This is a genomic window from Haloquadratum walsbyi C23, from assembly GCF_000237865.1.
GTDB classification, from domain to species: Archaea; Halobacteriota; Halobacteria; order Halobacteriales; family Haloferacaceae; genus Haloquadratum; species Haloquadratum walsbyi.
This window is the reverse complement of sequence record NC_017459.1, coordinates 2877275-2900105: the sequence shown is the minus strand read 5'-3', so window position 1 is coordinate 2900105 and position 22831 is coordinate 2877275. Positions and strand designations below refer to the sequence as shown.

At 47.7% G+C, this 22831-nt stretch carries 20 protein-coding genes, 1 tRNA gene and 4 pseudogenes; 18 read left to right on the top strand and 7 right to left on the bottom strand.

All coding sequences use genetic code 11. The features are described from left to right. Nucleotides 1-326 precede the first annotated feature (326 nt). The 7 genes from tuf to HQRW_RS13045 all read left to right on the top strand — a co-directional run bounded on the left by tuf (nucleotide 327) and on the right by HQRW_RS13045 (nucleotide 7251). On the top strand, nucleotides 327-1592 hold the full coding sequence (gene tuf / locus HQRW_RS13075) for a translation elongation factor EF-1 subunit alpha (RefSeq protein ID WP_011572579.1): 1266 nt from the start codon (nucleotides 327-329) through the stop codon (nucleotides 1590-1592). Beyond that, nucleotides 1593-1901 (top strand): 30S ribosomal protein S10, encoded by a 309-nt coding sequence (gene rpsJ / locus HQRW_RS13070; protein ID WP_011572578.1) that lies wholly within the window; start codon nucleotides 1593-1595, stop codon nucleotides 1899-1901. Between the two features lie 303 nt (nucleotides 1902-2204). After that, nucleotides 2205-2276: transfer RNA gene (locus HQRW_RS13065), tRNA-Ala, on the top strand. 712 nt (nucleotides 2277-2988) lie between these two features. Next, a complete protein-coding gene (locus HQRW_RS13060; protein WP_014556966.1) occupies nucleotides 2989-4050 on the top strand; it encodes an ABC transporter substrate-binding protein in 1062 nt (353 codons plus the stop codon). A gap of 2 nt (nucleotides 4051-4052) precedes the next feature. Further along, complete coding sequence (locus HQRW_RS13055) at nucleotides 4053-5375, top strand: ABC transporter ATP-binding protein (protein ID WP_014556965.1); 1323 nt, start codon at nucleotides 4053-4055, stop codon at nucleotides 5373-5375. Nucleotides 5376-5377: 2 nt separating this feature from the next. Continuing rightward, nucleotides 5378-6313, top strand: a complete 936-nt coding sequence (locus HQRW_RS13050; RefSeq protein WP_014556964.1) for an ABC transporter permease — start codon at nucleotides 5378-5380, stop codon at nucleotides 6311-6313. Between the two features lie 116 nt (nucleotides 6314-6429). Next, nucleotides 6430-7251 (top strand): ABC transporter permease, encoded by an 822-nt coding sequence (locus HQRW_RS13045; RefSeq protein WP_014556963.1) that lies wholly within the window; start codon nucleotides 6430-6432, stop codon nucleotides 7249-7251. Between the two features lie 73 nt (nucleotides 7252-7324). On the opposite strand, the pseudogene tnpA reads toward HQRW_RS13045, so the two are convergent. The 3 genes and pseudogenes from tnpA to HQRW_RS15715 form a co-directional block, all read right to left on the bottom strand. Then, nucleotides 7325-7630, bottom strand: a pseudogene (tnpA, locus tag HQRW_RS13040) (IS200/IS605 family transposase); the annotation flags it as partial. 54 nt (nucleotides 7631-7684) lie between these two features. Beyond that, the gene (locus HQRW_RS13035) at nucleotides 7685-9040 is read right to left on the bottom strand and encodes an RNA-guided endonuclease InsQ/TnpB family protein (RefSeq protein WP_014556962.1); all 1356 of its coding nucleotides are present in this window, start codon (nucleotides 9038-9040) and stop codon (nucleotides 7685-7687) included. 419 nt (nucleotides 9041-9459) lie between these two features. After that, a pseudogene (locus HQRW_RS15715) lies at nucleotides 9460-9587 on the bottom strand (IS200/IS605 family transposase); the annotation flags it as partial. Between the two features lie 44 nt (nucleotides 9588-9631). Between HQRW_RS15715 and HQRW_RS17050 the strand changes: the two are divergent. Beyond that, nucleotides 9632-10423 (top strand): annotated as a pseudogene (locus HQRW_RS17050) (RNA-guided endonuclease TnpB family protein); the annotation flags it as partial. A gap of 128 nt (nucleotides 10424-10551) precedes the next feature. Here the strand turns inward: HQRW_RS17050 and HQRW_RS13025 are convergent. Further along, nucleotides 10552-10743, bottom strand: coding sequence for a hypothetical protein (locus tag HQRW_RS13025; protein ID WP_011572571.1), 192 nt, complete (start codon nucleotides 10741-10743; stop codon nucleotides 10552-10554). A 179-nt stretch (nucleotides 10744-10922) separates the two neighbouring features. Between HQRW_RS13025 and HQRW_RS13020 the strand changes: the two genes are divergently transcribed. From HQRW_RS13020 to HQRW_RS13010, 3 genes are all read left to right on the top strand, one after another. Beyond that, on the top strand, nucleotides 10923-11246 hold the full coding sequence (locus tag HQRW_RS13020; protein ID WP_014556961.1) for a hypothetical protein: 324 nt from the start codon (nucleotides 10923-10925) through the stop codon (nucleotides 11244-11246). Nucleotides 11247-11396: 150 nt separating this feature from the next. After that, nucleotides 11397-12389, top strand: a complete 993-nt coding sequence (locus tag HQRW_RS13015) for a lamin tail domain-containing protein (RefSeq protein WP_014556960.1) — start codon at nucleotides 11397-11399, stop codon at nucleotides 12387-12389. A 101-nt stretch (nucleotides 12390-12490) separates the two neighbouring features. Continuing rightward, nucleotides 12491-12955 (top strand): nucleoside deaminase, encoded by a 465-nt coding sequence (locus tag HQRW_RS13010; RefSeq protein WP_014556959.1) that lies wholly within the window; start codon nucleotides 12491-12493, stop codon nucleotides 12953-12955. A gap of 661 nt (nucleotides 12956-13616) precedes the next feature. On the opposite strand, the gene HQRW_RS13005 is transcribed toward HQRW_RS13010, so the two are convergent. Then, complete coding sequence (locus HQRW_RS13005; RefSeq protein WP_014556958.1) at nucleotides 13617-14066, bottom strand: hypothetical protein; 450 nt, start codon at nucleotides 14064-14066, stop codon at nucleotides 13617-13619. A gap of 530 nt (nucleotides 14067-14596) precedes the next feature. Here HQRW_RS13005 and HQRW_RS13000 point away from each other — a divergent pair. Continuing rightward, the gene (locus tag HQRW_RS13000) at nucleotides 14597-15409 is read left to right on the top strand and encodes an HAD-IIA family hydrolase (protein WP_014556957.1); all 813 of its coding nucleotides are present in this window, start codon (nucleotides 14597-14599) and stop codon (nucleotides 15407-15409) included. Nucleotides 15410-15552: 143 nt separating this feature from the next. Here the strand turns inward: HQRW_RS13000 and HQRW_RS16610 are convergent. Further along, nucleotides 15553-15696 (bottom strand): annotated as a pseudogene (locus HQRW_RS16610) (RNA-guided endonuclease InsQ/TnpB family protein); the annotation flags it as partial. Nucleotides 15697-15775: 79 nt separating this feature from the next. After that, the gene (locus HQRW_RS12995; RefSeq protein ID WP_014556956.1) at nucleotides 15776-16489 is read right to left on the bottom strand and encodes a metal-dependent hydrolase; all 714 of its coding nucleotides are present in this window, start codon (nucleotides 16487-16489) and stop codon (nucleotides 15776-15778) included. Between the two features lie 270 nt (nucleotides 16490-16759). Here HQRW_RS12995 and HQRW_RS15955 point away from each other — a divergent pair, with 270 nt between their 5' ends. The 6 genes from HQRW_RS15955 (at nucleotide 16760) to HQRW_RS12970 (ending at nucleotide 22803) form a co-directional block, all read left to right on the top strand. Further along, entirely contained in the window at nucleotides 16760-16945 is a 186-nt protein-coding gene (locus HQRW_RS15955) for a hypothetical protein (RefSeq protein ID WP_158307767.1), read from the top strand. 218 nt (nucleotides 16946-17163) lie between these two features. After that, nucleotides 17164-17895, top strand: coding sequence for a fumarylacetoacetate hydrolase family protein (locus HQRW_RS12990; protein ID WP_014556955.1), 732 nt, complete (start codon nucleotides 17164-17166; stop codon nucleotides 17893-17895). A 488-nt stretch (nucleotides 17896-18383) separates the two neighbouring features. After that, a complete protein-coding gene (locus HQRW_RS12985; protein ID WP_014556954.1) occupies nucleotides 18384-19001 on the top strand; it encodes a twin-arginine translocation signal domain-containing protein in 618 nt (205 codons plus the stop codon). Beyond that, nucleotides 18994-20628 (top strand): GMC family oxidoreductase, encoded by a 1635-nt coding sequence (locus HQRW_RS12980; protein WP_014556953.1) that lies wholly within the window; start codon nucleotides 18994-18996, stop codon nucleotides 20626-20628. Before HQRW_RS12985 ends, HQRW_RS12980 begins: the two co-directional genes overlap by 8 nt. A gap of 535 nt (nucleotides 20629-21163) precedes the next feature. Then, the gene (gene hisC, locus HQRW_RS12975; protein ID WP_014556952.1) at nucleotides 21164-22294 is read left to right on the top strand and encodes a histidinol-phosphate transaminase; all 1131 of its coding nucleotides are present in this window, start codon (nucleotides 21164-21166) and stop codon (nucleotides 22292-22294) included. After that, nucleotides 22291-22803, top strand: a complete 513-nt coding sequence (locus HQRW_RS12970; protein WP_014556951.1) for an adenylate kinase family protein — start codon at nucleotides 22291-22293, stop codon at nucleotides 22801-22803. The genes hisC and HQRW_RS12970 overlap by 4 nt, the downstream gene beginning before the upstream one ends. The last annotated feature ends 28 nt before the right edge of the window (nucleotides 22804-22831 follow it).

Sequence of the window (22831 nt, the reverse complement as noted above, 5' to 3'; positions counted from 1 at the left end):
TTCATTCTCGATCTCAGTGTTATACATAGAGTTTTATACATGACAGATATCGATAGATTACGACAGACCACCGGATATCGGCTCAGAATCTCTCCGTCACATCAAAACCGGCGGCGACAGATATATATTTGATCTCTGTTTGAACAGTGCACTCACAGGGAACTCATCTATATGGAGCAGACACTGTCTTGCGGTTCTCTGTGGCAGGGAGTGACATGAAAAACCGCGATACGCCGGCGCGCTGACCCGTGTACGTATCGAAATCGTTTTAGGTCTTTCAAGCTAATCTAGCCGTTACAGAGCGCCTTTGTGCGCACTATACACCTATGAGTGACAAACCGCATCAAAATTTGGCTATTATTGGTCACGTTGACCATGGAAAGAGCACGCTCGTTGGGCGACTCCTGTTTGAGACAGGATCTGTACCAGAGCATGTTATTGAACAACATCGCGAGGAAGCTGAAGAAAAGGGTAAGGGTGGATTCGAGTTTGCTTACGTGATGGATAATCTTGCTGAGGAGCGAGAGCGTGGTGTCACGATTGACATCGCTCATCAAGAATTTGACACTGAGGATTATTACTTCACGATCGTCGATTGCCCAGGGCACCGCGACTTCGTGAAGAACATGATCACTGGCGCATCCCAGGCTGATAACGCTGTTCTCGTCGTCGCAGCGGATGACGGCGTTGCACCGCAGACACGAGAGCATGTGTTCCTTGCACGAACTCTTGGGATTAATGAACTCATCATTGGCGTCAACAAGATGGATATTGTTGACTATAGCGAAGAGACATACGAGGATGTTAAGACCGAGGTTGACAAGCTCCTGAAGCAAGTTCAATTCAACGCTAACGATGCGAAATATATCCCTATTTCCGCATTTGAAGGCGACAACGTCGCTGAGTCCTCAGATAACACATCGTGGTTCGACGGTCCATCACTGCTTGAAGCACTCAATAATCTGCCAGAACCACAACCACCGACCGATGCACCACTTCGACTCCCAATCCAAGATGTCTATACCATCTCTGGTATCGGAACGGTACCTGTCGGTCGTGTTGAGACTGGCACTGTCAGCCCTGGTGATGATGTCTCATTCCAGCCTTCAGACGTTGGCGGCGAGGTCAAGACCGTTGAGATGCATCATGAGGAGGTCGATCAGGCTGGTCCTGGTGACAATGTTGGATTTAATGTTCGTGGTATTGGTAAGGATGACATTCGGCGTGGTGATGTCTGTGGTCCATCATCAAACGCACCAACCGTTGCTGAAACGTTCAAAGCACAAGTTGTTGTGATGCAGCATCCTTCGGTGATTACTGCTGGATATACACCGGTCTTCCATGCACATACCGCACAGGTTGCCTGCACAATCGAATCAATCGATCAGAAGCTTGACCCCGCCTCTGGTGAGGTTGCTGAAGAAGACCCAGACTTCATTAAATCAGGCGATGCTGCTGTCGTGACGGTTCGACCACAAAAGCCACTTAGTATCGAGCCGTCTAATGAAATTCCTGAACTCGGGTCCTTCGCAGTTCGTGATATGGGACAAACCATCGCGGCTGGAAAGGTCCTTGAGGTCGACGAGCGATAAATGCAGCAGGCACGCGTTCGTCTCGCTGGCACGAGTCCAGACGACCTCGACGACATCTGTGATGACGTTCGTGATATCGCAGACACAACAGGAGTCAATCTTAGCGGACCAATCCCGCTTCCAACAAAGACACTTGAAATCCCAACCCGAAAATCGCCCGACGGTGAAGGAACGGCTACGTGGGAGCACTGGGAGATGCGTGTCCACAAACGGCTTATTGATATAGATGCCGACGAACGCGCTCTACGGCAACTGATGCGAATTCAGGTGCCAAATGATGTCAGCATCGAGATTGTCCTCGAAGACTAATAGTTGATCATATCTGAGGGCTGATGACTCTGTTATGCACATAATATGACTTGTGACCTGTGACCTCTGATCTCTGACAATAATTGTGACTGGTCTATTCCTCAATTGTAAGCAGTATCTCACGTATCGATACCGTTTGCTCACACTCGACTACTTTCAGCAAGAAACGAAATCGAGAGTCGTATAATCGTTGAATGATCAACGAGTGTCGCTTCTCAATACAGCATCGCTATCTGTGTGATTGAGTGATGAGTAATATAAAACAGAAGCTACAAATGAACTGATATCTAGTTATTCACTGAAGGGCTCGTAGATCAGTGGTAGATCGCTTCCTTCGCAAGGAAGAGGCCCCGGGTTCGAATCCCGGCGAGTCCACTCTGATTATATCCGCTGCTTTCAGGTATTTTATAGATCTTAATTTCACTGAGTATGCGGTCACCGGAACTGCGGAGAATTCGTGACGATTTGCGATGGAAGTCATCGCTGACATTGATTCGCGTTTTATGACCTGGGACACATAAGATGCGGATACAACAAGGTGTGGTGACGATGGGTCACAAGGCGATCTATGTCAAGCTTAGACTCAACAAAACATTCCCGAAAACATCAATGCAATGTGGAAGAACGGGGTTCAATTCTCGAAGTGAGTTCCTTTACTATGCTGCCCAGAGCACAGTAAAGCATCTAAATTCTCATATAACGACCGAGAGCAAATCATAGCAAGCGAACACGACTTGCGTTCAGGCAAAATTGAATTAGTGTCCTGTGAGAGAGTCATCGAGATGATGAATGTTCTATGTAGAGTGAGGAATCCTACCAGACACTGTGAGACAGGCAAGTGCAAGACTGTCATCAGCGTCTCCTATCACCGACACGGATAATCACGGCGGTAAAGACTCGCACTAATCACTATCAGAGAGCAGATCAGGAGCAATACCTCTGTTAGATGAACTGTATATATCAGTGCTGGTATGCACATCTGAGTTATATCAGTGCTTCAGGTGAAAGGAGGGTCAATTCATTCTATATATAAACAAAATAATTACCCAACGTAAAATGAATATATGTGCGGAGTTTATGTTCGATAATGATAGACAAATCACGGCGTGGATTTCTTGCAGGTGTTGGTGCTGCTGCGACAACCAGCCTTGCAGGGTGTGCTGGGATCGGGTCAGGATCACAAACGCTCACTATGATTGACTGGGGATATGTCTACAACGACGGGGTCATTGAGGAATTTGAAGATCGACATGGAGTGACAGTTGAGCGGCAAGCCGCACAGGGGTCTGCAGAGACACTTGCCGCATTGCGTGCTGGGAGAGCTGATTATGATTTGGTCCCACTCGGAAATTATGCAGTAAAACCAGCGATGGATGAGGGATACATCCAACCGCTTGATATCGATCAAATCCCTGCATATGATGATATCTTTGACTTCTTGAAGAAGCCATATTTTGAAACTGACGGTGATATTTATGGGTCCCCACGAAGTTTCGGACAGACGCCACTCGCGGTAAACGTGGATCTCGTAGAGACTGAAATCACTGCATTGGCTGATCTTTGGTCAGATTCACTTAACGGGGTTTCAGGTGGTCGTGACGACGCACGGCTACAAGTTCTCTACCGAAATGCAGCTTTTGACACGCCGCTCAATCCAAGCTCTGCATCTGAGATTGATTTTGATGCTCTACAATCAGATTTAATCGAGCGTCTTGAAGTAACCGGTGGATTATGGAATAACGGTGGTGAATCCGAGAGCTTGCTTCGTAATGAGGAGGTTGGTGTCCAACCGGTATGGAATTATGTTATTCAGACGATGCAGGATGATGGGCTTCCAGTCGAACGCGTTTATCCAAGCGAGGGCACAAAAGCATGGTTCATTCAGCATACGATTCACGCGGAAGCTGAGAATCCAGAACTTGCACACACATTCATTCAGGAGTGGCACACGATGATGGGATATCGCTCGCTCATGGAGCCAAACAATATTGCTGTTCCGAACGATCAGGTCTTCTCTGAACAAGATGTCACCCGGGAATCATACGGACTTGATAATCCTGATCGATTTATTTATGAAGAGCCAAAGCCGCCTGAACTGATTAAACAATACGCTAACACGTGGAGCCAGGCGAAGACGGAGGCGAACTAAGTGTGGCTGCACTCAAAGCGATTGGACTCATAAAGTCATTTGAATCGACACGAGCAGTTGATAAGATTGATCTCACTGTTGAATCAGGAGAATTTTTTGCACTTATTGGTCCCTCCGGATGCGGAAAAACAACCACACTTCGGTTATTAGCTGGATTGACAGCGCCTGATGCAGGAACAGTACATCTTGACGATACGGTGATAACGAACCAACCAGCTCGGACACGCGATACAAATATGGTATTTCAGGATCTGGTGCTATTCCCACATTTCACAGTCGCAGAAAACGTTGGGTATGCTCTTGCCCGAAAAGGAATTGACAATCCAGAGCGGCAATCGCGTGTCACGAAAGCTTTGGAGTTGGTCAATCTCGGTGGATTTGGCGACCGAGATCCAGCATCGCTTTCAGGTGGACAACAACAGCGAGTTGCACTTGCGCGTGCGCTTGTAAATGACCCTGCTATATTGTTATTAGATGAACCACTCGCATCGCTGGATAAGTCACTACGAGAGAGTCTTCAATCAGAATTTCGACAGATCCAACGTGAGTCAGAAACGACATTTCTGTATGTAACACACAACCAGACAAGCGCAATCAGCATGGCTGATCGCATAGCAGTCATGCAGGACGGGGCGATTGTTGATGTTGGTTCGCCGCGTCGGTTGTACACTCGCCCAGCAACTCGATTCGTTGCTACATTCCTTGGGGATGCAACAATTCTTCGCGGAACAGTCATTCAGTGTGATATGGCAGAATCAACAGTCACTGTTGACACACCGATCGGAATGATTACTCCAGCGATGAACACTGTCAATCCAGATGTTGGAGAGACTGTAACCATTGCATTACGACCCGACGCATTCACCATTGCCGACGAGGGAATCAACGGGACAGTAATTACAAGTGCGTATAAAGGATTTTACGAGGAAGCGACAATTGAACTAGCCGACAGTATCGAAGTGACGATACGAACAGATGCACATATTGAGCCACACGACACACAGATGAATACAATCGACTCTATAAAGTCAAATGCACAAATACCCAAACCACCGTCCGAAATAAAAGCGACTGTAACTTCGAGTGCATCTAGGACAACAGCAGGCGAACCATCTGCCGGAACGGATGAAGAAACGCCGCTCAATCTCAATGCGGGACTCCAAGTCGGCGACTCTGTCACACTTCAGATCGATGGCGGTGTATTAGTTGTCGAGAATAATTATAATCGCGAATCTACAGATGGTGACGGTGATAATGGCGTTCTTGACCGAAATAAAAATACGAATCCCATCGCAGGGAATCAAGAACCAGACTTGAATTCATAGTCGTGAGTACAACAGATATTGGCGACGATGATAGTGATACGAATAATAACTCTGCGGGATCAGAGACAACTTCTCCTGTATCAACCCGGCACAGTGACCAAACTTCTCAGTGGTATGATCGAAATCGCAGTGAACTTATCGCAAGTAGTCCGACCGCATTAGCTATTATTCTTGGTGTCGTGCCGCTCATTTTACTCTTTATTGAGAGCATTGGACCGAGCCTCACGATAGCAAATTATGCCACAGCAATGGAACCACTGTATCGACAGACACTCATATACTCACTCGGCATTGGAGTTGTTGTCACAGCAACCTGTATTACTATCGCATATCCAGTAACATATTGGTTGACACAGCGTTGTCCCCGGCGATACCGACTTCTTGGGCTTCTTTCAGTTACCCTTCCGCTCTGGTTAAATTATGTTGTGTTGAATTATACATGGGTATGGATTCTCGCACGAGGAGGATTACTTAATACGGTTCTTACCGGAGTTGGAATTATCTCGACTCCAACTGAGATGCTGTATACCGAGGTCTCAATGTTTCTTGGATTTGTGTATATTTATCTTCCATATGTCATACTAACACTGTTTGTCTCGATGGAACAATTCGATTATCGATTGATTGAGGTTGCCCGTGATCTTGGCGCTACGAACATACGGGTTCTCTGGGACGTGGTTATCCCACAAACATATTCGGGTGCTCTCGCCGGGGCATTAATTGTCTATGCACGAATTGCTGGCGCGTATGCAACACCAGAAATTCTCGGTGGACCAGGCGATGTAATGATTGCAACACTCATCGTTGATGCATTTCAGACATACTTTGAGTATGGTTTTGCAGCAGCGTTGTCATTTATTTTCCTTACAATTGTAGTCGCCGGTATCTTACTTGGCGTTTCGATCCCACAAATCCGAACGGAATTACGACAGTGGTAACCAGCAGCTAATAATGATTATCAACGAAATATCAATTAGTTACCAAATACACAGACAACCAGGCGAATGAAACAATCAATGCAAAGATATCTGATTCACCGATCACATCCGAGTCAATGATTGAACCTGATCGTATCGATAATTTCCGCCGATTACTCAAGTATGGAGCAGGAAGACTTCCAGGCGTAGTTGTTATATTAACGGTTTTATTTCTCTACATACCGGTTTTTGTTGTTGCTTATCTCTCTGTTTCACCAAGCGGACAACCGACAATTCCAATTGAAGAATTCTCATTACAATGGTATATTGATGTTCTGACAGATCAGCGGTTTCTTCGCGCACTCATGACAAGCATTGGACTTGGGGTATTCTCCGCGATTGGTGGGACAATTTTTGGGCTTGCTGGAGCATATAGCTTGACGTGGAGTGATCTCTCACGACCGATACAGCAAGCTATTGGTGTCATTATTTCATTGCCGCTGTTTGTCCCGACGGTTGTCCTTGCATTTGGAATCGGAGTCACTGCTGGTCATATCGGAATTGGTTTTGGTCTTGTGCCTGTTGCTGTTGGACACTTATTTTGGGTACTTCCATTCACGACATTCTTGATTGCTGCCCGATACGCTGAATTAGATATACAATTACAAGCGGCAGCACGTGACCTCGGGGCAACTGAGTGGACCGTATTCCGGACAGTCACACTACCACTTCTTCGTCCGGCGATTATTGCAAGTGCACTTTTCGCGTTTGCACTCTCATTCAATGAGTTTCTCATCACGTTCTTCCTTGCTGGTTCTGGGATAACGACAGTCCCACTCGAGATCTTCGGGAAAGTTCGAGTTGGGGCTGTTGCATTCCTCAATGCAGCCAGTGTGCTTGTGCTTGCTGTTAGTGCGGTACTTGCGGGCGTTGCCTCAACGTTCCGCCGACCAATCTGAAGCGATTACCGATATATTCTAAATGAAAAAACAGCGCGAGTTCCCCGCCCCACCGTGGGCGGGGTGAAGCGCGTCACTCTGGCACGTGTTCTATCTCTTCGATATACCGTCTAATCACTTCCTCCGACACCGCACCTGTCGTTCCCACGCACTACCAAACCGTCCAGAATCCGCCACCCCAGAAATACGCCTCCCGAATCTCGCGATACCGCTCCAGCAACTGCTTACTCGCGTGCGGTTTGAATTGCCGGGCAATATCTGTTGGACTGTGTTTTGAGTCTGTTTGCACGAACAGGTGTACGTGGTCGTCTTCGTCTGCAATCTCCAACGCCAGAGTCTCGTGCCCGGAGTGGTCGGCAGTCTCATCAATTGACATCCTCCTCCGCGTTCACGCGGAGGAATCCCACGGCACCGCACCGTTTGGGTTGGGATATTACGGTTTGCAGTCCACCACCTCTATCCGAGGTTGGAATCCTCGGGAGAGGTCATGAAGGTAGACTCCAGGCTGTGCCAACCAGCCGGTACTCCTATCCCCACCCAAATCGGGTGCAGACTCAGAGTTACTTTCTGTGTGATTGATGTCGAGACGGATGTTCTCGGCCCCATTTACATCAGCGTTGAACGCATCCCCGTCGCCGTCGTCGTCGCCGTCGTCGTGTTCTTCACACACGTACAAGCCACGCTCAACACGCTGACTCTCGTCTTTTCTCCCACAGACACAACACGTGTTGCTCGTGTCACGCTCTGACACTTCTCCGACTTCGATTCCCTCGACCTTCGCCTTGTATTCGAGGATGTTCGAGAACCTGTCGAACGCCCACCCGTGCAAGTCGAGATTTCCGTGCTTCCCCCAGTTCTTCGAGTTACCGTTACCGTTATTATCTTCGCGGACACCAGCGAGTTTTCCGATGTTAATGCGCCCAACACTGTTCTCGATACATCGCTCAACGATGTGTGTCGCCAAGGAGTGGAAGAAGTGGGTTCGGCGCTCCGACCACTTCGCATGGAGTCGAGTGGATTCCTCACCACCAGAGTCATCACACTTGGCGATTTCTTTTGGGAAGTAGTAGCCATCTTGTTTGAGGCGATTGCCGGGGTAGAGGTCGGCTTCCTCGGTACTGTACGCAACAGCGGCAAAGTTACAGATGCCGAGGTCGATACCAGCAGTCTCGTTGCCGGGCGCGGTGGGTGTCTCGATTTCGTGCTTGCAGACGATGTGAAGTTCCCACCGCTGTTTGGCCTTGTCGTAGACGGATCTGACCTGTTGTACGTTTTCGACGGTAACACTGGACCGGGTTTTGTATTCGACAAGGATGTATTCCCACGCTTTTGCGTGTTGTTTGTGATTCGCGCCTTTTGAGAGTCGAACACGGTTGTTCTTGGTGTCGTGTTTGATGCCGTTCTGCTTCCACGTTACTGTTGAACGAGGGTGTTCTTCGTGGACGCGGCGACCCTGTTGGTCGTAGTAGTTTTTTTTGCGGTAGCCGGGCGGATTCGCTCGAGTGTCAGACTTCCTCTTGCCGTACCACGAGTTGAAGGCTTCAGCGAGTTCCTCCAGAACGCGCTGACTGGATTGACTGTGCAATCCCTTGTAGTTGTTGTGAGTCTTCAACTCGTATTTAAGATCGCCGTGGTCAGGTATCTCGCCCGTGGCTTCCCACTCTTGTCGAGAGTGGTAGTTGGCGACATTCCAGAGTTTCGATGCACTCCACCCATGCCTGTCAAGCGATCCCTCTACCTGTGCGTGATTGAGGATTTTCACTCGATGGGTTCGGTGGACTTCTAACATTCTGAACGTCTGTATAATAATTTATACTCGCTTCAGAATTAAACTTTGGTGTTTGAGAACGGTGGAATATCCCGTCCAGCCATCGGCGGTGGTTGCGGAGGAGTTGTCGGATTCATCCCGCGCCTGAAGACCTGTCTCTTACCCATAAGTTTGTGGAGTCGTAACCGGACGTTTCAGACGCTCTCAGAGGTATTTTGAACTCAAAAAACCGAGGCGAGAAGCGATTCAGACAATGATATCGGCTGTGGGGATTACAGAACGCCGGTAATCGACTCCACTACAATTGTTCCAAAGAGATGCTGAAACTGTAGATACCGGGGATTTCAGTCGTGCTCGCCGATCCCGTTCCGCTAAAATCCTGACTCGAGTTGTGGGTAAGAGACAGGCCTGAAGACGCGGGTATTCTCCTCGAAATTCTATAACTCCCTCACATTCACATCTCCTTCCACTACGTCAAGAACCGGGTGTCGATACTTGGAACACCAGACAAAATCATACTATACTTACAGGAACTAGCCGAATATGAATGACTTCGGTACCTCTTTATCCCTCGTGCCTACACTTATGCCAGTCTGAAATGATTATCAGAATATGTGTGAAGAAGCCACGAAAACCATTCAAACGCGCCTTCACATAGCGTCTGGTGAACAATCGTGGCTTCACGATGCCCGCTTCACGCGAGATATTCAACCAAACCATCCGCCTCAAACAGCAAGGGTACAACTGCACCGAGATACAAAAACAGGTTGACCACGATGAATTCCTGCGGAGTAATAAGTGCGCGGTCGTCGGCAAAGTCCTCCAAACATGGGACTCCCACCAATCCCTCCTCGAGTGGTGGTGCGAACAAGACGACCCTGATGCCGGAGGCAGCAAGCCGACGCCACCGAGTGCGGACAAATCCGGTGTGTACCCATTCATGATGGCGCACACGGAAAGCTACCGCCTCACTGTTGAGGACGACACGAACCGCGTCCAGTTCCGCATTACCCCGAAATCATGAGGGTGAAGGGTCATCTGCGAGGTGAGTCGGATGCGATGGACGAACTTTGAGACGCCCTCACGTCGGATGAGGTGGATGTGGGGCAGGTCGAACTCCTGTGCCGCGATAGCGTGTACTCCCTACACGTCACGGTCACACGCGAGTTCGACGTGCCCGAACTTGACACCGTTGATACTGTGGTTGGCGTAGACATCAACGAGCGCAACGTCGCGCTCACCGCCCTCGACCGCGAGACAATGCAGACGAAGGGCACACTCGTCCTCGATTACGGACAACTCAAACAGGAACGCCAATGCTACCATATTATTACCACTCGCTGTCAGGAACACGGTAAGACGAACATCCACCGGAAACTCGGTGACGAGGAAGAGCGATTCACCTGTGCTCTACCCGTTCAAATTAATGCAATCACCGATATTGATGCTCTAAGTTATCTATTGATTCGAACACTGATACCAAGTCGTCATAGAGCCAGCCACAAGATGCTAGTCCACACACGTATAATAGGTCATACGACTGCGGCTGCGGTTGCTGCAATCGATGAAAGGATAATAAAAAACACGACAAACGCTTTTATCTGATTACTTCGATCATCTGCGTCTGGTCCAATCCCAAAGAATGGTAATATTCCAATCGCTCCAAACCCACCACTTGTCATCACTAAGAGTAACCCAATCCATCCGAACTCAAATGTTACCATCAATATATCATAGTAATTGTAAGAATAAAAAACCCATATCGAGTTTTAATCAAATCATTATCAATATTATCGTGAGACACGAAAATGTGTATGATAACATAGACCAGCAGAAGGCGAACTCTTGAAACACGGCAGCAAATTCACAAATCGTTTGAGACTGTGGTTACTTTATTCGATATATGAGTCAGGAGACACTGACTGGAACTAATCTCTCCGAACTTCGTGAAGAGTACGATGAAAAAGTAAATGAGATACTCCCAAATATGGCACAGGATAGCGATGGGTGGCCAATCCATCTGAATCATTGCTTCGGTCGTGTTGTGCTTGATAATACATTTGAAGACGAATGGTACGACCATGTTGACGGACGCCCTGCTTATGAAAATCTCTCTGAGAAAGAACTTCACAAAGCAATTGATATCGCAGATATCATGATTGAAGAAGGAAAGCCAACTGTCGAAAAACTGAATAAAAACTCACTTCGATGGCGTGATAAACTATAGGTATGCATTATTACAGCTGATAATCATGGGAGAGACCCTAATCTTCAGCAAAAATATCGGTGAAAACTATGTGTCTTAATTTTAGGAACGATTTGATCCTAAAACCTGCCCTTCAGGGCAGAAAGATACCGATACTCAATTACATATATCATGAATGTTTCTCAGCGTCGTATTGTCATGTTCGGTATTGCTCTCTTAGTTGTGTTTAGCGGTTGCGCTGAAGTCAATGATAGCATAGCACCAACAGAGTCACCAGCGTCTTCAGTGAACGGATCATTCACAGAGACGGCATCCACGCCTGAGTTTAATCTCAGTGCTGCGTCTGGCACACGTGTTACTGTTGTCGAGGTTATTGATGGCGATACAATCAATATACAATATGAAAACGGCACGGTAGAGACAGTTCGACTTCTTGGTGTCGACACACCAGAGACAGCAGTAACCCAGACAACCCCTGATGAGTGGCAAAGCGTCCCAACATCAGCGGATGGTCGAGATTGGTTAGCTAGCTGGGGCACTCAGGCATCAGCGTATACGACCGACCGCCTCGCGAATGAGGAGATTATTATTATATTTGACCCAGTTTCAGACCGCCGAGGATATTATGATCGACTCCTCGCGTATGTATATTACTCACCATCAGCAACGACTTCATTCAATATGCGACTTCTTGAAAATGGATATGCCCGACACTACGAGAGTGAATTTTCGCGTACGAAGGAATATAAAAAAACCGCACAACAGGCACGCGATACTGCGACCGGTGTTTGGGGCGACAATATCTCATCACCTGAACAGACAAGCGCAGTATCACATCCTATTGATATTTTGACTGTGCATGAAGATGCAAGTGGTAATGAATATGACAATCTCGATGATGAGTATGTTTTATTCAAAAACACTGGGACTAGTCGGATCCAATTGAACGGTTGGACAATCAGTGATAAGGCAGGTAATCTGTACTCATTCCCGGCAGGAGTAATAATTAATCCAGGAGAGAGCATGACGCTCTATACTGGAAGTGGGTCAAACTCAGACACCGAACTATACTGGGGCAAGCGTGAGCCAGTTTGGGACAATGATGGCGATACCGTGATTATAACCAATCATGACGGTGAGACAGTCACTACGTACAGTTACTAATAACACATGAGTATCACATGTTTATTTGACAATTTTGAATTTGAATAAAGCAGATCACTCAATGATCATAAGTAATCTCAAATAGTAATCAGCAATCAATTATGACCGATTCAAAATTCGATACATTTGATCATGAAATGCATATGCAAGAGGCATTGAAACTCGCACGTGAGTCTGCTGCACGTGGTGATGAGCCGTTTGGGTCCGTTCTCGTTCGAGATGATACGGTTGTGATGCGTGAATCAAACCGTGAAATAACAGAATCTGATATCCGACGTCATCCTGAACTCCACCTTGCATACCGTGCTTGTCAGGCATATGACTCCGATGAGCGCGCTGAAATGGTTATGTATACAACTACCGAACCCTGTCCGATGTGTGCCGGTGGTATGGTAACGGCTGGGTTTGACTCCACCGTCTACAGCGTTGGGAGTGATGAGATTGCAGAGTTTACTGGCAATGAACCCCCTGTTCGCTCCGCAAATATTCTTGATGGAATCACTGAAATCACTGGACCGTTATTGAATGATGAGGGCCGTCAAGTTCACGAGGAATACAACTGGTAGTCTGTCTCGAATTAAATCTAAAGTCAGCAGTTTCAACCCGGAGCCCCAATCGTTGAGTCCTGACGCCCAGTCGGAACGGAAAGGTGGGGAGGAAGCCGACAGGACTCTCCACCGATTCATTTTTTCTAGGGGTCTGTTGTCCCAATCAGTGATATCGTCGCACAAGTCGGCGGTATTACGGGCCGCAGTAGCCCGTCGCCTGAACGGTGGGGGCGAAGACCCAGAAGATCGGTCGGCACAGGTGAGGATCAACCTTCCTCCCTGGCGACAGTTGACGCCGAGTCCTATATCAAAGCCCCTTCCTCAACGAGCGAACCCGTCAGGGTGAGCGAAGTACTGTGGGGGTCGGTTACGAGTTCCCATATGAATATTTGCTCTGTGTACCATCGAATATTCGCTTTCTTCCCTGATATTAGCTAATGTGAACGATATACTCGGGATCATAACAGAAGTCAGGGGTTCGCATTTGATCTCAGGATACCCGAGTCAGATATTAGTGAAGCGTCACTGTGAAAATTTGATTGAAAATTCTCTCAGTGGTCCTAAAGAACACAGTCTTACGTCATTCAAATGCTGTTAGATACATATTTGTGTACTATACGTCTCATACATACAGCGTATTGAGATTGCTTACCCCAGTACATTTAGTTTCAGTAGTAGGTCAGTCGTATGAATGTTTAAACTCCCAGTGATATCGACAGGAATTACAAGTTGCCCATTCAACAATGTCGAATGCCTCTGGATGACGCTGACCATGCATCATGTCATCGCGACAGACTGGACAGGTAAGACCTCTTAATTCTAGCTCAGAAAACTCATCTGCATCGAATGACGCAACACACCGCGGACAGTCAATATCATCGTATGCGTTGTGCTGGAGAATATCACTCTCACATCGTGGACAAGCTACAGTTGCGGGTGGACGCTTTGCCCATCCATCATCACCATCGTGAGTTGTCGTTGCGGTATCGACAGCTGATAATCGAAACTTATTCGGACCATTTCCGCTCCGTAATGGGGCGACAATTGCCTCACCCGCTCGTCGCATTCCATTATAAATTGACTCCAACGTATCTATCACTGTAATTAAAAATATACGCTCCTGAGTCATAACAGTTATTCTATATTCAGCTATACACAGTATCTTGACCTACACAGGTGGGTGTTCGACCGATTTACTAATATCCGATATCCTCGAAAGCAAAGAAGGTCAAATTATCCCGCTCGTGAAATTCTCAAAGCACAATATGATCAAGACATCTTAAGTCTATGATAGAGTAGCGAAGGACAATATATTGAATGTGATCTATCCGTTTTTAAAGACCGTTGCGATGCGTCCGACGTTGAACTAAGTGGGGTGGGGGGAGAACATTTGTTGGCGAAACTTGGAGTATACTTCTAAAGGAAGCAGCGAGAGTTCCACGGGTCACCTCACCCGACCCGTGGTCGTTTACTCCTTCTCTTTGAGATTCTACCCTTAACAAGAATGATATCGTATGTGGTACAAACCCTATATCCTAATTCACCGGCGTGATGCGATTGAATCCTTTATATCTGGATACAAGAGGATCGTATCAGATTATCTTTGAGACGATGCAGCAGTCGCTATCTTCAACAGTGTCTCGAAACTATCTCATCTCAATGACAGTGCGTGGAATTATCTTCGACGTTGATGGGACGGTAGTACGGGGTGCAGAACCACTGCCTGGTGCAATACGTGGAGTGACAGCTGTTGCTGACCGTGGACTTCAGCGATTGTTTGTCTCAAACAACCCAACAAAGCCACCAACAGCGTATGAAACCCGACTTGAGAGCGCTGGGATTTCTGTCGATGCAACAGAGGTGTTGACCGCTGGTACAGTGACAAAACAATATCTCATCGAGTATCATAGCAATGATACTATCGCTGTCGTTGGAGAAACGGGTCTTCTTGAATTACTTGCTGCTGATGGATTATCAGTCACAGATATTCAGACATATGATAGCGAAACAAAAAGTCCACCTGACGTTCTTATTGCGTCAATTGATCGCTCATTTGACTATAATACACTCTGTCTGTGTCTCGATATCCTTGCGGATGAATCTGTGACATTTCTTGGAACCGACCCAGACGTTGTTATCCCCGCTGCGGAGGGGGATGTGCCCGGGTCTGGGGCTGTCATTGATGCAATTTCGAATGTTACTGGTCGCGAGCCAGTTGCTGTCCTCGGGAAACCAAGTCAGATTGCCCGTAAAATGGCGATTGATCGACTAGGACTTCCCTCAGATGATATCCTTGTTGTTGGTGACCGACTTGATACTGACATTGCCCTCGGTAATGGGGCTGGAATGCAAACAGTACTTGTTGAGACTGGGGTTACTGATATTTCAGATGTTGAAAACTCTCCAATCAATCCAGATCATATTATTCCGTCGCTTGGTGAACTTGATTCCGTGTTGGAATTACTCAAATAATAGACTCTCTCAACTGAGTCCGACTCTGATTCTGACATCTTGATAGCTTACAATCAGCAGATGTCACTGACCACATCCGTCTCAAAACGACCACTAAAAAGTGTGAATTACAGTGTCATAATTGACATCCTCCTCTGCGCTCACGCAGAGGAGGATGTCAAATCGAGACGAATGTTCTCCGTCACATTCACGTCCGCATTGGACGCACCGTTATGTTCTTCGCACACATATAAGCCGTATTCAACACGCTGATTCTCATCTGTTTTTCCACACACGCAACACGTCTCTTGATTCGGACTTAGGGTCGGAACAGTCGTCCCTCACGGGAAGGCGGGTGTATTCGCCTCGAATCTCTATAATAAATACTCAAAGGATAAATGTCTCATCTCCATCAAGCACATGCACTGTTGCATCAGTATCACCCGAACCGACCTCCTCAACGAGTTCATTAATATCGATTTCAATTGGACCGAACGTGTCATAATGCATTGGGAACACATGATCGACATCTAACCATTCCGCAGCGATCGCAGCCTGTGTTGGTCCCATCGTAAAATGATCACCTGTTGGGAGTGCGGCCGCGTCTGGTTCGAGATACGTACCAATCACATCTTTCATTTCTGACATTAATCCAGTGTCACCAGCATGATAGAAACTTGTCGAATCAGTATCTGCCGTCCGTGTTGGTTTGTTATCGCTAATAATATATCCAGTTGGAACACCGATACTGTATTCATAATCGGTTTCTAACCCATTTGTGTGGTCAGCACGGTGCATTGTCACGTACGCATCACCACACTCAACAGTTCCCCCGATATTCATTCCGATACTCTCAGTAAATCCAACTTCTGATTCCATGTAGCCAGTCATCTCTGGAACACCGACAACAGTCGTATTAGTGAATACGTCGGCATCGCCGATATGATCAGCATGTGCATGTGTTAATAGGACATAATCTGGCGTTTTGATGTCCGTCGGCTTACGCTCTGTGTGGGGATTTGAGAAAAATGGGTCAATTAGGAATGTCGTCCCATCAACATCAACATGCCATGTAGAATGACCATGCCAGGTGAGTTCCATCGTCATCAATTATCACTATCTATAGACCGATACTAAAAGATGTGTTTCATCACGAATAAACGCGGATACCTCGGGGCTTTGATCTGACCCTGAGGCAGTTGACACTATACGTTAGCACATAAGTCCAAGTCCTAATCGAATATTAAATACCTATTATACGCTGAACAGGCGCAATACCACGCCGTCACAGTAAGAGATTCCGAACGTTTCTGTTGGAAAGCGGCGTGTATATCAGCGTCGGCGCATCGGTTGTGCCCCCGATGTAGCCGAGTGCCCGAAAAGTGGCGGTTCGAGTGCGAGTATCCGCCTACGCTGGAAACAGAATATGCCCCATGTGGGAATCAAATAACAAGCATCGAGCTATCGTCACCGATGCAAGTAACTCCAAGTCCGGTGAAAGTGACACCAACCGAAGCGCTTGTGACACAACCAACACAGGGACTTCGCCTCGGTTGAGGATAGGAGTACCGGGGGCGGAGATTTGGCACTCCCAAGAGACTGCCCAGTGCCGGCCACACACCGATTCCAACGGTGGACTGGCTTGGTATTGGGAGTCTGCAAACCCAAACCTGAAACTCCCAACGCTCGGGATTCCTTCCGGCTTCAGGCGGAGGAGGATGTCAAGTAGAGACCGAAGGGAAAGAAGCATTTCGTTTCAATACAAGCAACTTGATATGCATCGAGTCAGATTTCAGGACCCAGCGGGATCTACCCGAGACGGCACGTGGCACGGAGATCACGTGACCTTCGGAGATCAAACATATGACACCAATACTGTGAGCATCCTTCCGCCAAGCAATCCAACAAAAATCGTTTGTGTTGGATTAAATTATGCTGATCATGCCAAAGAACGAAATAAAGATATTCCGGACCGACCATTATTATTCTTGAAGCCTCCGAATACGCTGGCAGGACACGGCGACACAGTCACATTACCAGCGAATAAAGATCGGATTGATCACGAGGCGGAATTAGCAGTTATCATAGGTACCCAGGCACGAAACGTTTCTGCCGATGATGCGATGGAGTACGTTGCTGGATTCACTTGTCTCAATGATCTTTCGAACCGCGATGATCAAGACCGTGAGCAAAACTGGGTCCGCGGCAAAGGATTTGATAACGCTGCCCCAATGGGTCCGGTGTTAGCAACGCCAGATGAGGTGCCAGACGATGCAACCGTTGAGTTACGAGTAAATGGCGAGATACGACAGTCCTCGACGCGAACTGAACTCATTTTTTCTATTCCCGAGTTGATTGAAGAGATTACCACATATATGACGCTTGAACCTGGCGATGTCATCTCGACAGGAACAACCAGTGGCGTTGCAGCGCTTGTCGATGGTGATCATATTGATATCACAATTGAGGGGATTGGAACGCTTACACATGATGTCCGAATCCCATGACTGAGTCACGGGTAATGAATGTATTTTATGACAATAATAAATATAGTATTTTCTGCACTTATCTGAAAACTCTCGGAACAAGAATAAGTCTACAGGCGGAGCAGGGCGAGTGCCTCGGGGCTTGTCCCCGAGTACTTCACAGCATCCACCGTGGCGTTTGAGCCGCTGTCGAGGAGGATCTGAGAGAAATCCTGACGGACTGAGACGCCGATTGGGATTGCCGATCGGGCTATAGGGGCTGCTCAAACCGGGTCAACTCGTCGTCGGCATACCCGGTTGCTCGGGATGAGACTCTCAACTCCCGATGATAAAGCAATTTTCACCGCTTTGCCCTGTCCATCTTGTCGGGACGACTTATGGGTAAGAGACAGGTCTTTACACGCGGGAGGATGTCAAATATGTATCTCTAGAGCTGTGTGTACTTTATTATCCTACACATCTCGTATTCAGACACAATAGCTAAGTTTAGGCTCACCTAATCTCTTGGCGTGGAACTGACTCGACGCGATGTAATTGCTGCACTGACAGCTGCTGGCATTAGTGTTGGAGCCGGTGCTATGTCGATTGAACTGACTGACTTTGGCGGTTCATCCGGTAAGTCAGCATCGAATACCGTATCACCGGTGACAAATCAAGGTAGTACAGCCACTGAGGGGCTTAGTGAAGCAGTCATTGATTTACTTGATGCGGTTGCAGCCGTCATATATCCAAGCACTGTTGAGAATCGGCGTGAGTTTGTTGCACGATATACACAAGCACGGACAGCTAATCGCCCAGCATATCGCGAGGGGATGGTCGATGCAGCAGTTGAACTTGACGCGGTTGCCCGTGATTGGTATGATACCCCATATGCCGCAGTAAGTTCATCGACTGCAGATACGCTTCTTGATAATCTTGGAGTCGACACAGCCGACCCAATCGATGATGGAACAATCTCTGAACAGATTCGATTTTATCTTATTGATGATCTTCTGTATGCACTTTATACGACACCGACAGGAGGGAGTCTTGTTGGTATTGAGAATCCCGTAGGACACCCTGGTGGTATCAAAAGCTATCAACGTCCTGGAATAAACACCGATTCAAATCAACAATCAAATGAATAGCCCAGCAGCCACATCTGCGATATCAAATAACGATAGTGACGATAATGCACAAGATCGGACACCAAGTGAGCAAGCCGACGTCTGTATTGTCGGTGCAGGACCAGCGGGTGCACTCATTGCATATCGGCTTGCAAATCAAGATTTGGACGTTGTGATTCTCGAGGCAGGTCCGGAGTTCTCAGATGCAGACCGTCTCACTCAACAAGAGCAACATATTCGACCAGGAATGAGTGACCCATGGAAAATGGGTGGCCAACGTGACGCGTACACGACAGCAGGACGCGGCTATCCATTGAATGCAGCGCGTGTGAAAGGTGTTGGAGGGTCGACTCTCCACTGGCAGGGAATGGTTATGCGACTACATGAACGAGACTTCGAGATGAAGAGTCGATATGACGTTGGGGTGGATTGGCCGATTGATTACACTGATCTCCGCCCATATTATGCTGCTGCGGAGTCAGCACTTGGCGTTGCTGGTGCAATGGACAATCCGTATGCGCCGCCGCGTGAGACATCACATCCGCTTCCAGCATTTCCACCCTCTCACTCGGATTCACTTTTTGCCCCAGCCTGTGAGACACTTGGAATTGACATGCACTCAGTGCCAAATGCTCGAAATTCAGAACGATATGATGGACGAGCAGCATGTCAGGGATATGGAACGTGTAAACCGGTCTGTCCGTCAGGTGCAAAATATACTGCTGAGTCTCATATTCAAAAAGCACGATCAGCAGGCGCTCATATTATTGATCAAGCCCCGGTTCAGCGACTTGTGCATGGTGATACCGGTAAGGCAGTTAAAAAAGCAGTCTATATGACCCCAGACGGAACTGAGTATCACCAGTCTGCACAGCGATTTGTCCTTGCTTGTGGTGGTGTTGAGAACGCACGACTGCTGCTATTATCGCAATCTGATCAGCACCCGGATGGACTCGCTAATACGTCTGGCGCTGTTGGTCGATTCTTCACAGATCATCTTTTCGCTGGAGTTGGTGGTCAGCTTGATGAACCAACACGACAGAATCACGTTGGGTTCAATACGAGTGAGTGTCATCAATTTTATGACGATACGTCTCCGGTCGAGGGAATTAAACTTGAATTCCTCAACTATGCAGGTCCATCACCTGTCAATAAAGCACTTACAGCCGATACGTGGGGTGATGAACTACTTGAACAGTTGCAGGCATCATACGGGAACCACATTGCTGTTGGTGGGCTCGTTGAACAGTTACCTCACGCATCGAATCGGATTACACTGAATCACTCAGAGACTGATACTCATGGAAATCCCGTTCCACACGTTGAGTGGTCAATCGATGAACGAACCAGCCGTGCAATCCGTCGGGCGAATAATATCCAGCGACGAATTCTTGAAACACTCGGGGCATCGATTGAATGGACTGTTGGACCAGACTCAACAGGACCAGCGTATCATCAAATGGGGACGACGCGGATGGGCACAAATCCGAATCAAAGTGTTGTTAACGCTGACTGCCGCACCCATGAGTTGTCAAATCTCTGGGTTGTTGGCTCCTCAGTGTTCCCGACAGGCGGTGCGATGAATCCCACTCTGACAATCGCAGCATTGTCATTACGAGCAGCCGATGCCATTTTTGACACATTGTAATAGCTCTCAATAACCTGTGAGGGCGGGTTTCCCCATATACTGTTCGACTACTTCTTCTGATACCGCCCTATCGTTCCTAGCTAGTACCCCACCCTCTGGAATCCGCCATCCCAGAAATATAACCTTTGAATCTCAGGATTCCGCTCCAGCAAGTGTGTGATATAGCATAAGATCACGCTGACCGGGATGCGTCGGTGAACATCGCATAGCATGAGAAGGCAAAACCCGACAGTAAGAACCAATCTACTATACTCACAAACCCCACATATAGGCACACTTGGTGCGTCTGTCTAGGTTGAGGGGTGTAAGCCGCCCACTCTTATTCCGATCGCTTGCTGAGTAGTGTTAATACATGGCTGAGGGAATAACAAAAGCCTCGGGCTACCCCATCCGGTGTTGGTTATATCACTGATCGACTATATCAACAAAATGAATATTGAACAACATCGCATCCGCTGATAGATATAGAAGACACTTGGAAGTGTAGAGATGCTCAAGCGCTAGGATAAAGTCCGGTGGGCAACAGCATTTAGATATGCAACCGAGAGATCTCTCCGCGCACGAGCCATATGTCCCTGGGCGAGGGACGAAAGAGGTGGCTCGTGAGCTTGAGGTTGATCCCGATTCGCTGATCAAACTCTCTTCAAATGAAAATCCGCATGGACCAAGCCCAGCCGCTGTTGATGCGATTGCGGATACCGCGGAGACTGTTAATACATACCCAAAGAGTTCACACACTGACCTTACAGCACGGATTGCAGATTATTGGGGACTCTCTCCTGAACAAATCTGGTTAAGTCCCGGGGCTGATGGGGCGATTGATTACTTATCACGAGCGTTTTTGACCCCTGGTGATACAATGCTTATCTCCGACCCGGGCTTTTCATACTATCCAATGTCAGCACGGTATCACCACGGGAGTATCAGAACATATCCGGTTTCAAAGGAGCAAGACTTCCAACAGCGCGCAAGCGATATTCTCACACAATATGATGATGAGCGGCTACTATATGTCACAACGCCGCATAATCCATCGGGATCAGAGCTACCGATTCCGGAGATTACTGCACTAGCTGAGGGCGTTGACGACCAGACGCTCATTGTCATTGATGAAGCATACGGGGAATACAGCAATAATCCATCAGCAATCAAGCTTATTCAGGAGTATGATAATATCGCCGTTCTTCGAACATTTTCAAAGGCATATGGACTTGCTGGATTACGAATTGGTTATGCAGCAGTCCCCGAATCGTGGGCTGATGCGTACGCGCGAATAAATACACCATTTGCTGCGAACAAGACTGCCTGTCAAGCCGCACTTGCTGCAATTGAAGATCAATCACACGTTGAGCACTCGATTGAAACTGCTCGATGGGCACGTGAGCACTACCGTGAGGAACTTGATGCCCGAACATGGCCATCTGGTGGGAACTTTGTCTTATGTGAAGTTGGTGATGGAAATGCTGTTGCTGAAGCTGCGAAACAGGAAGGTGTCATTATTCGTGACACAACAAGTTTCGGACTGCCAGAATGCGTCCGGATTTCGTGTGGGACACGCGAGCAAACTAAAAGAGCCGTCGATATCATCTCAGCGGTCATCGAAGACGTTGAAACAGCAGCGACGGCTACCGAGTCAGGTGTCGAAACGGAGGTAGGGCGACCATGACACAGTCACGCCTCGCGGTCACGGGGACGCCTGGCACTGGTAAGACAACTGCTACTGAGCACGCTGATACGTCTGTCACGCACCTAAATGATATTATCCATGAGAGCGAGGCAGAATTCACGACAGCACGTGATCAAGAACGCGATTCACTTGTGGTTGATCTTGAGGCAGTTAGCACGTGGCTTGGTGATTGGGATGGTATCATTGAATCACATCTGGCTCATTATTTTGATGTTGATGGCGTTGTTGTCCTCCGATGTCACCCTGAAGAGCTTGAATGCCGCCTCCGGGAGTCCAATGAGTCAGCAGCATCAATAAAGGAGAATCTTGAAAGTGAGGCACTTGATCTCATCCTTTCAGAAGCTGTCCATCATCATGGCAAAGAGCATGTCTGGGAGATAGATACGACTAACCGGTCACCTGATGAAGTCGCCGATGAAATAATGGATATATATAATGGGGACCGGTCTCCACGTGTCGGCATTATCGATTTTACTCCTGCATTATAATCAGAGAGATAATAATCAGCTGTCCTAA

Excerpts from the sequence above, each read along its gene's own strand:
- tuf (WP_011572579.1), top strand. The coding sequence starts at position 327 with ATGAGTGACAAACCGCATCAAAATTTGGCTATTATTGGTCACGTTGAC.
- rpsJ (WP_011572578.1), top strand. The coding sequence starts at position 1,593 with ATGCAGCAGGCACGCGTTCGTCTCGCTGGCACGAGTCCAGACGACCTC.
- HQRW_RS13060 (WP_014556966.1), top strand. The coding sequence starts at position 2,989 with ATGATAGACAAATCACGGCGTGGATTTCTTGCAGGTGTTGGTGCTGCT.
- HQRW_RS13045 (WP_014556963.1), top strand. The coding sequence starts at position 6,430 with ATGATTGAACCTGATCGTATCGATAATTTCCGCCGATTACTCAAGTAT.
- HQRW_RS13035 (WP_014556962.1), bottom strand. The coding sequence starts at position 9,040 with ATGTTAGAAGTCCACCGAACCCATCGAGTGAAAATCCTCAATCACGCA.
- HQRW_RS13025 (WP_011572571.1), bottom strand. The coding sequence starts at position 10,743 with ATGGTAACATTTGAGTTCGGATGGATTGGGTTACTCTTAGTGATGACA.
- HQRW_RS13020 (WP_014556961.1), top strand. The coding sequence starts at position 10,923 with ATGAGTCAGGAGACACTGACTGGAACTAATCTCTCCGAACTTCGTGAA.
- HQRW_RS13015 (WP_014556960.1), top strand. The coding sequence starts at position 11,397 with ATGAATGTTTCTCAGCGTCGTATTGTCATGTTCGGTATTGCTCTCTTA.
- HQRW_RS13010 (WP_014556959.1), top strand. The coding sequence starts at position 12,491 with ATGACCGATTCAAAATTCGATACATTTGATCATGAAATGCATATGCAA.
- HQRW_RS13005 (WP_014556958.1), bottom strand. The coding sequence starts at position 14,066 with ATGACTCAGGAGCGTATATTTTTAATTACAGTGATAGATACGTTGGAG.
- HQRW_RS13000 (WP_014556957.1), top strand. The coding sequence starts at position 14,597 with ATGACAGTGCGTGGAATTATCTTCGACGTTGATGGGACGGTAGTACGG.
- HQRW_RS12995 (WP_014556956.1), bottom strand. The coding sequence starts at position 16,489 with ATGGAACTCACCTGGCATGGTCATTCTACATGGCATGTTGATGTTGAT.
- HQRW_RS12990 (WP_014556955.1), top strand. The coding sequence starts at position 17,164 with ATGCATCGAGTCAGATTTCAGGACCCAGCGGGATCTACCCGAGACGGC.
- HQRW_RS12980 (WP_014556953.1), top strand. The coding sequence starts at position 18,994 with ATGAATAGCCCAGCAGCCACATCTGCGATATCAAATAACGATAGTGAC.
- hisC (WP_014556952.1), top strand. The coding sequence starts at position 21,164 with ATGCAACCGAGAGATCTCTCCGCGCACGAGCCATATGTCCCTGGGCGA.
- HQRW_RS12970 (WP_014556951.1), top strand. The coding sequence starts at position 22,291 with ATGACACAGTCACGCCTCGCGGTCACGGGGACGCCTGGCACTGGTAAG.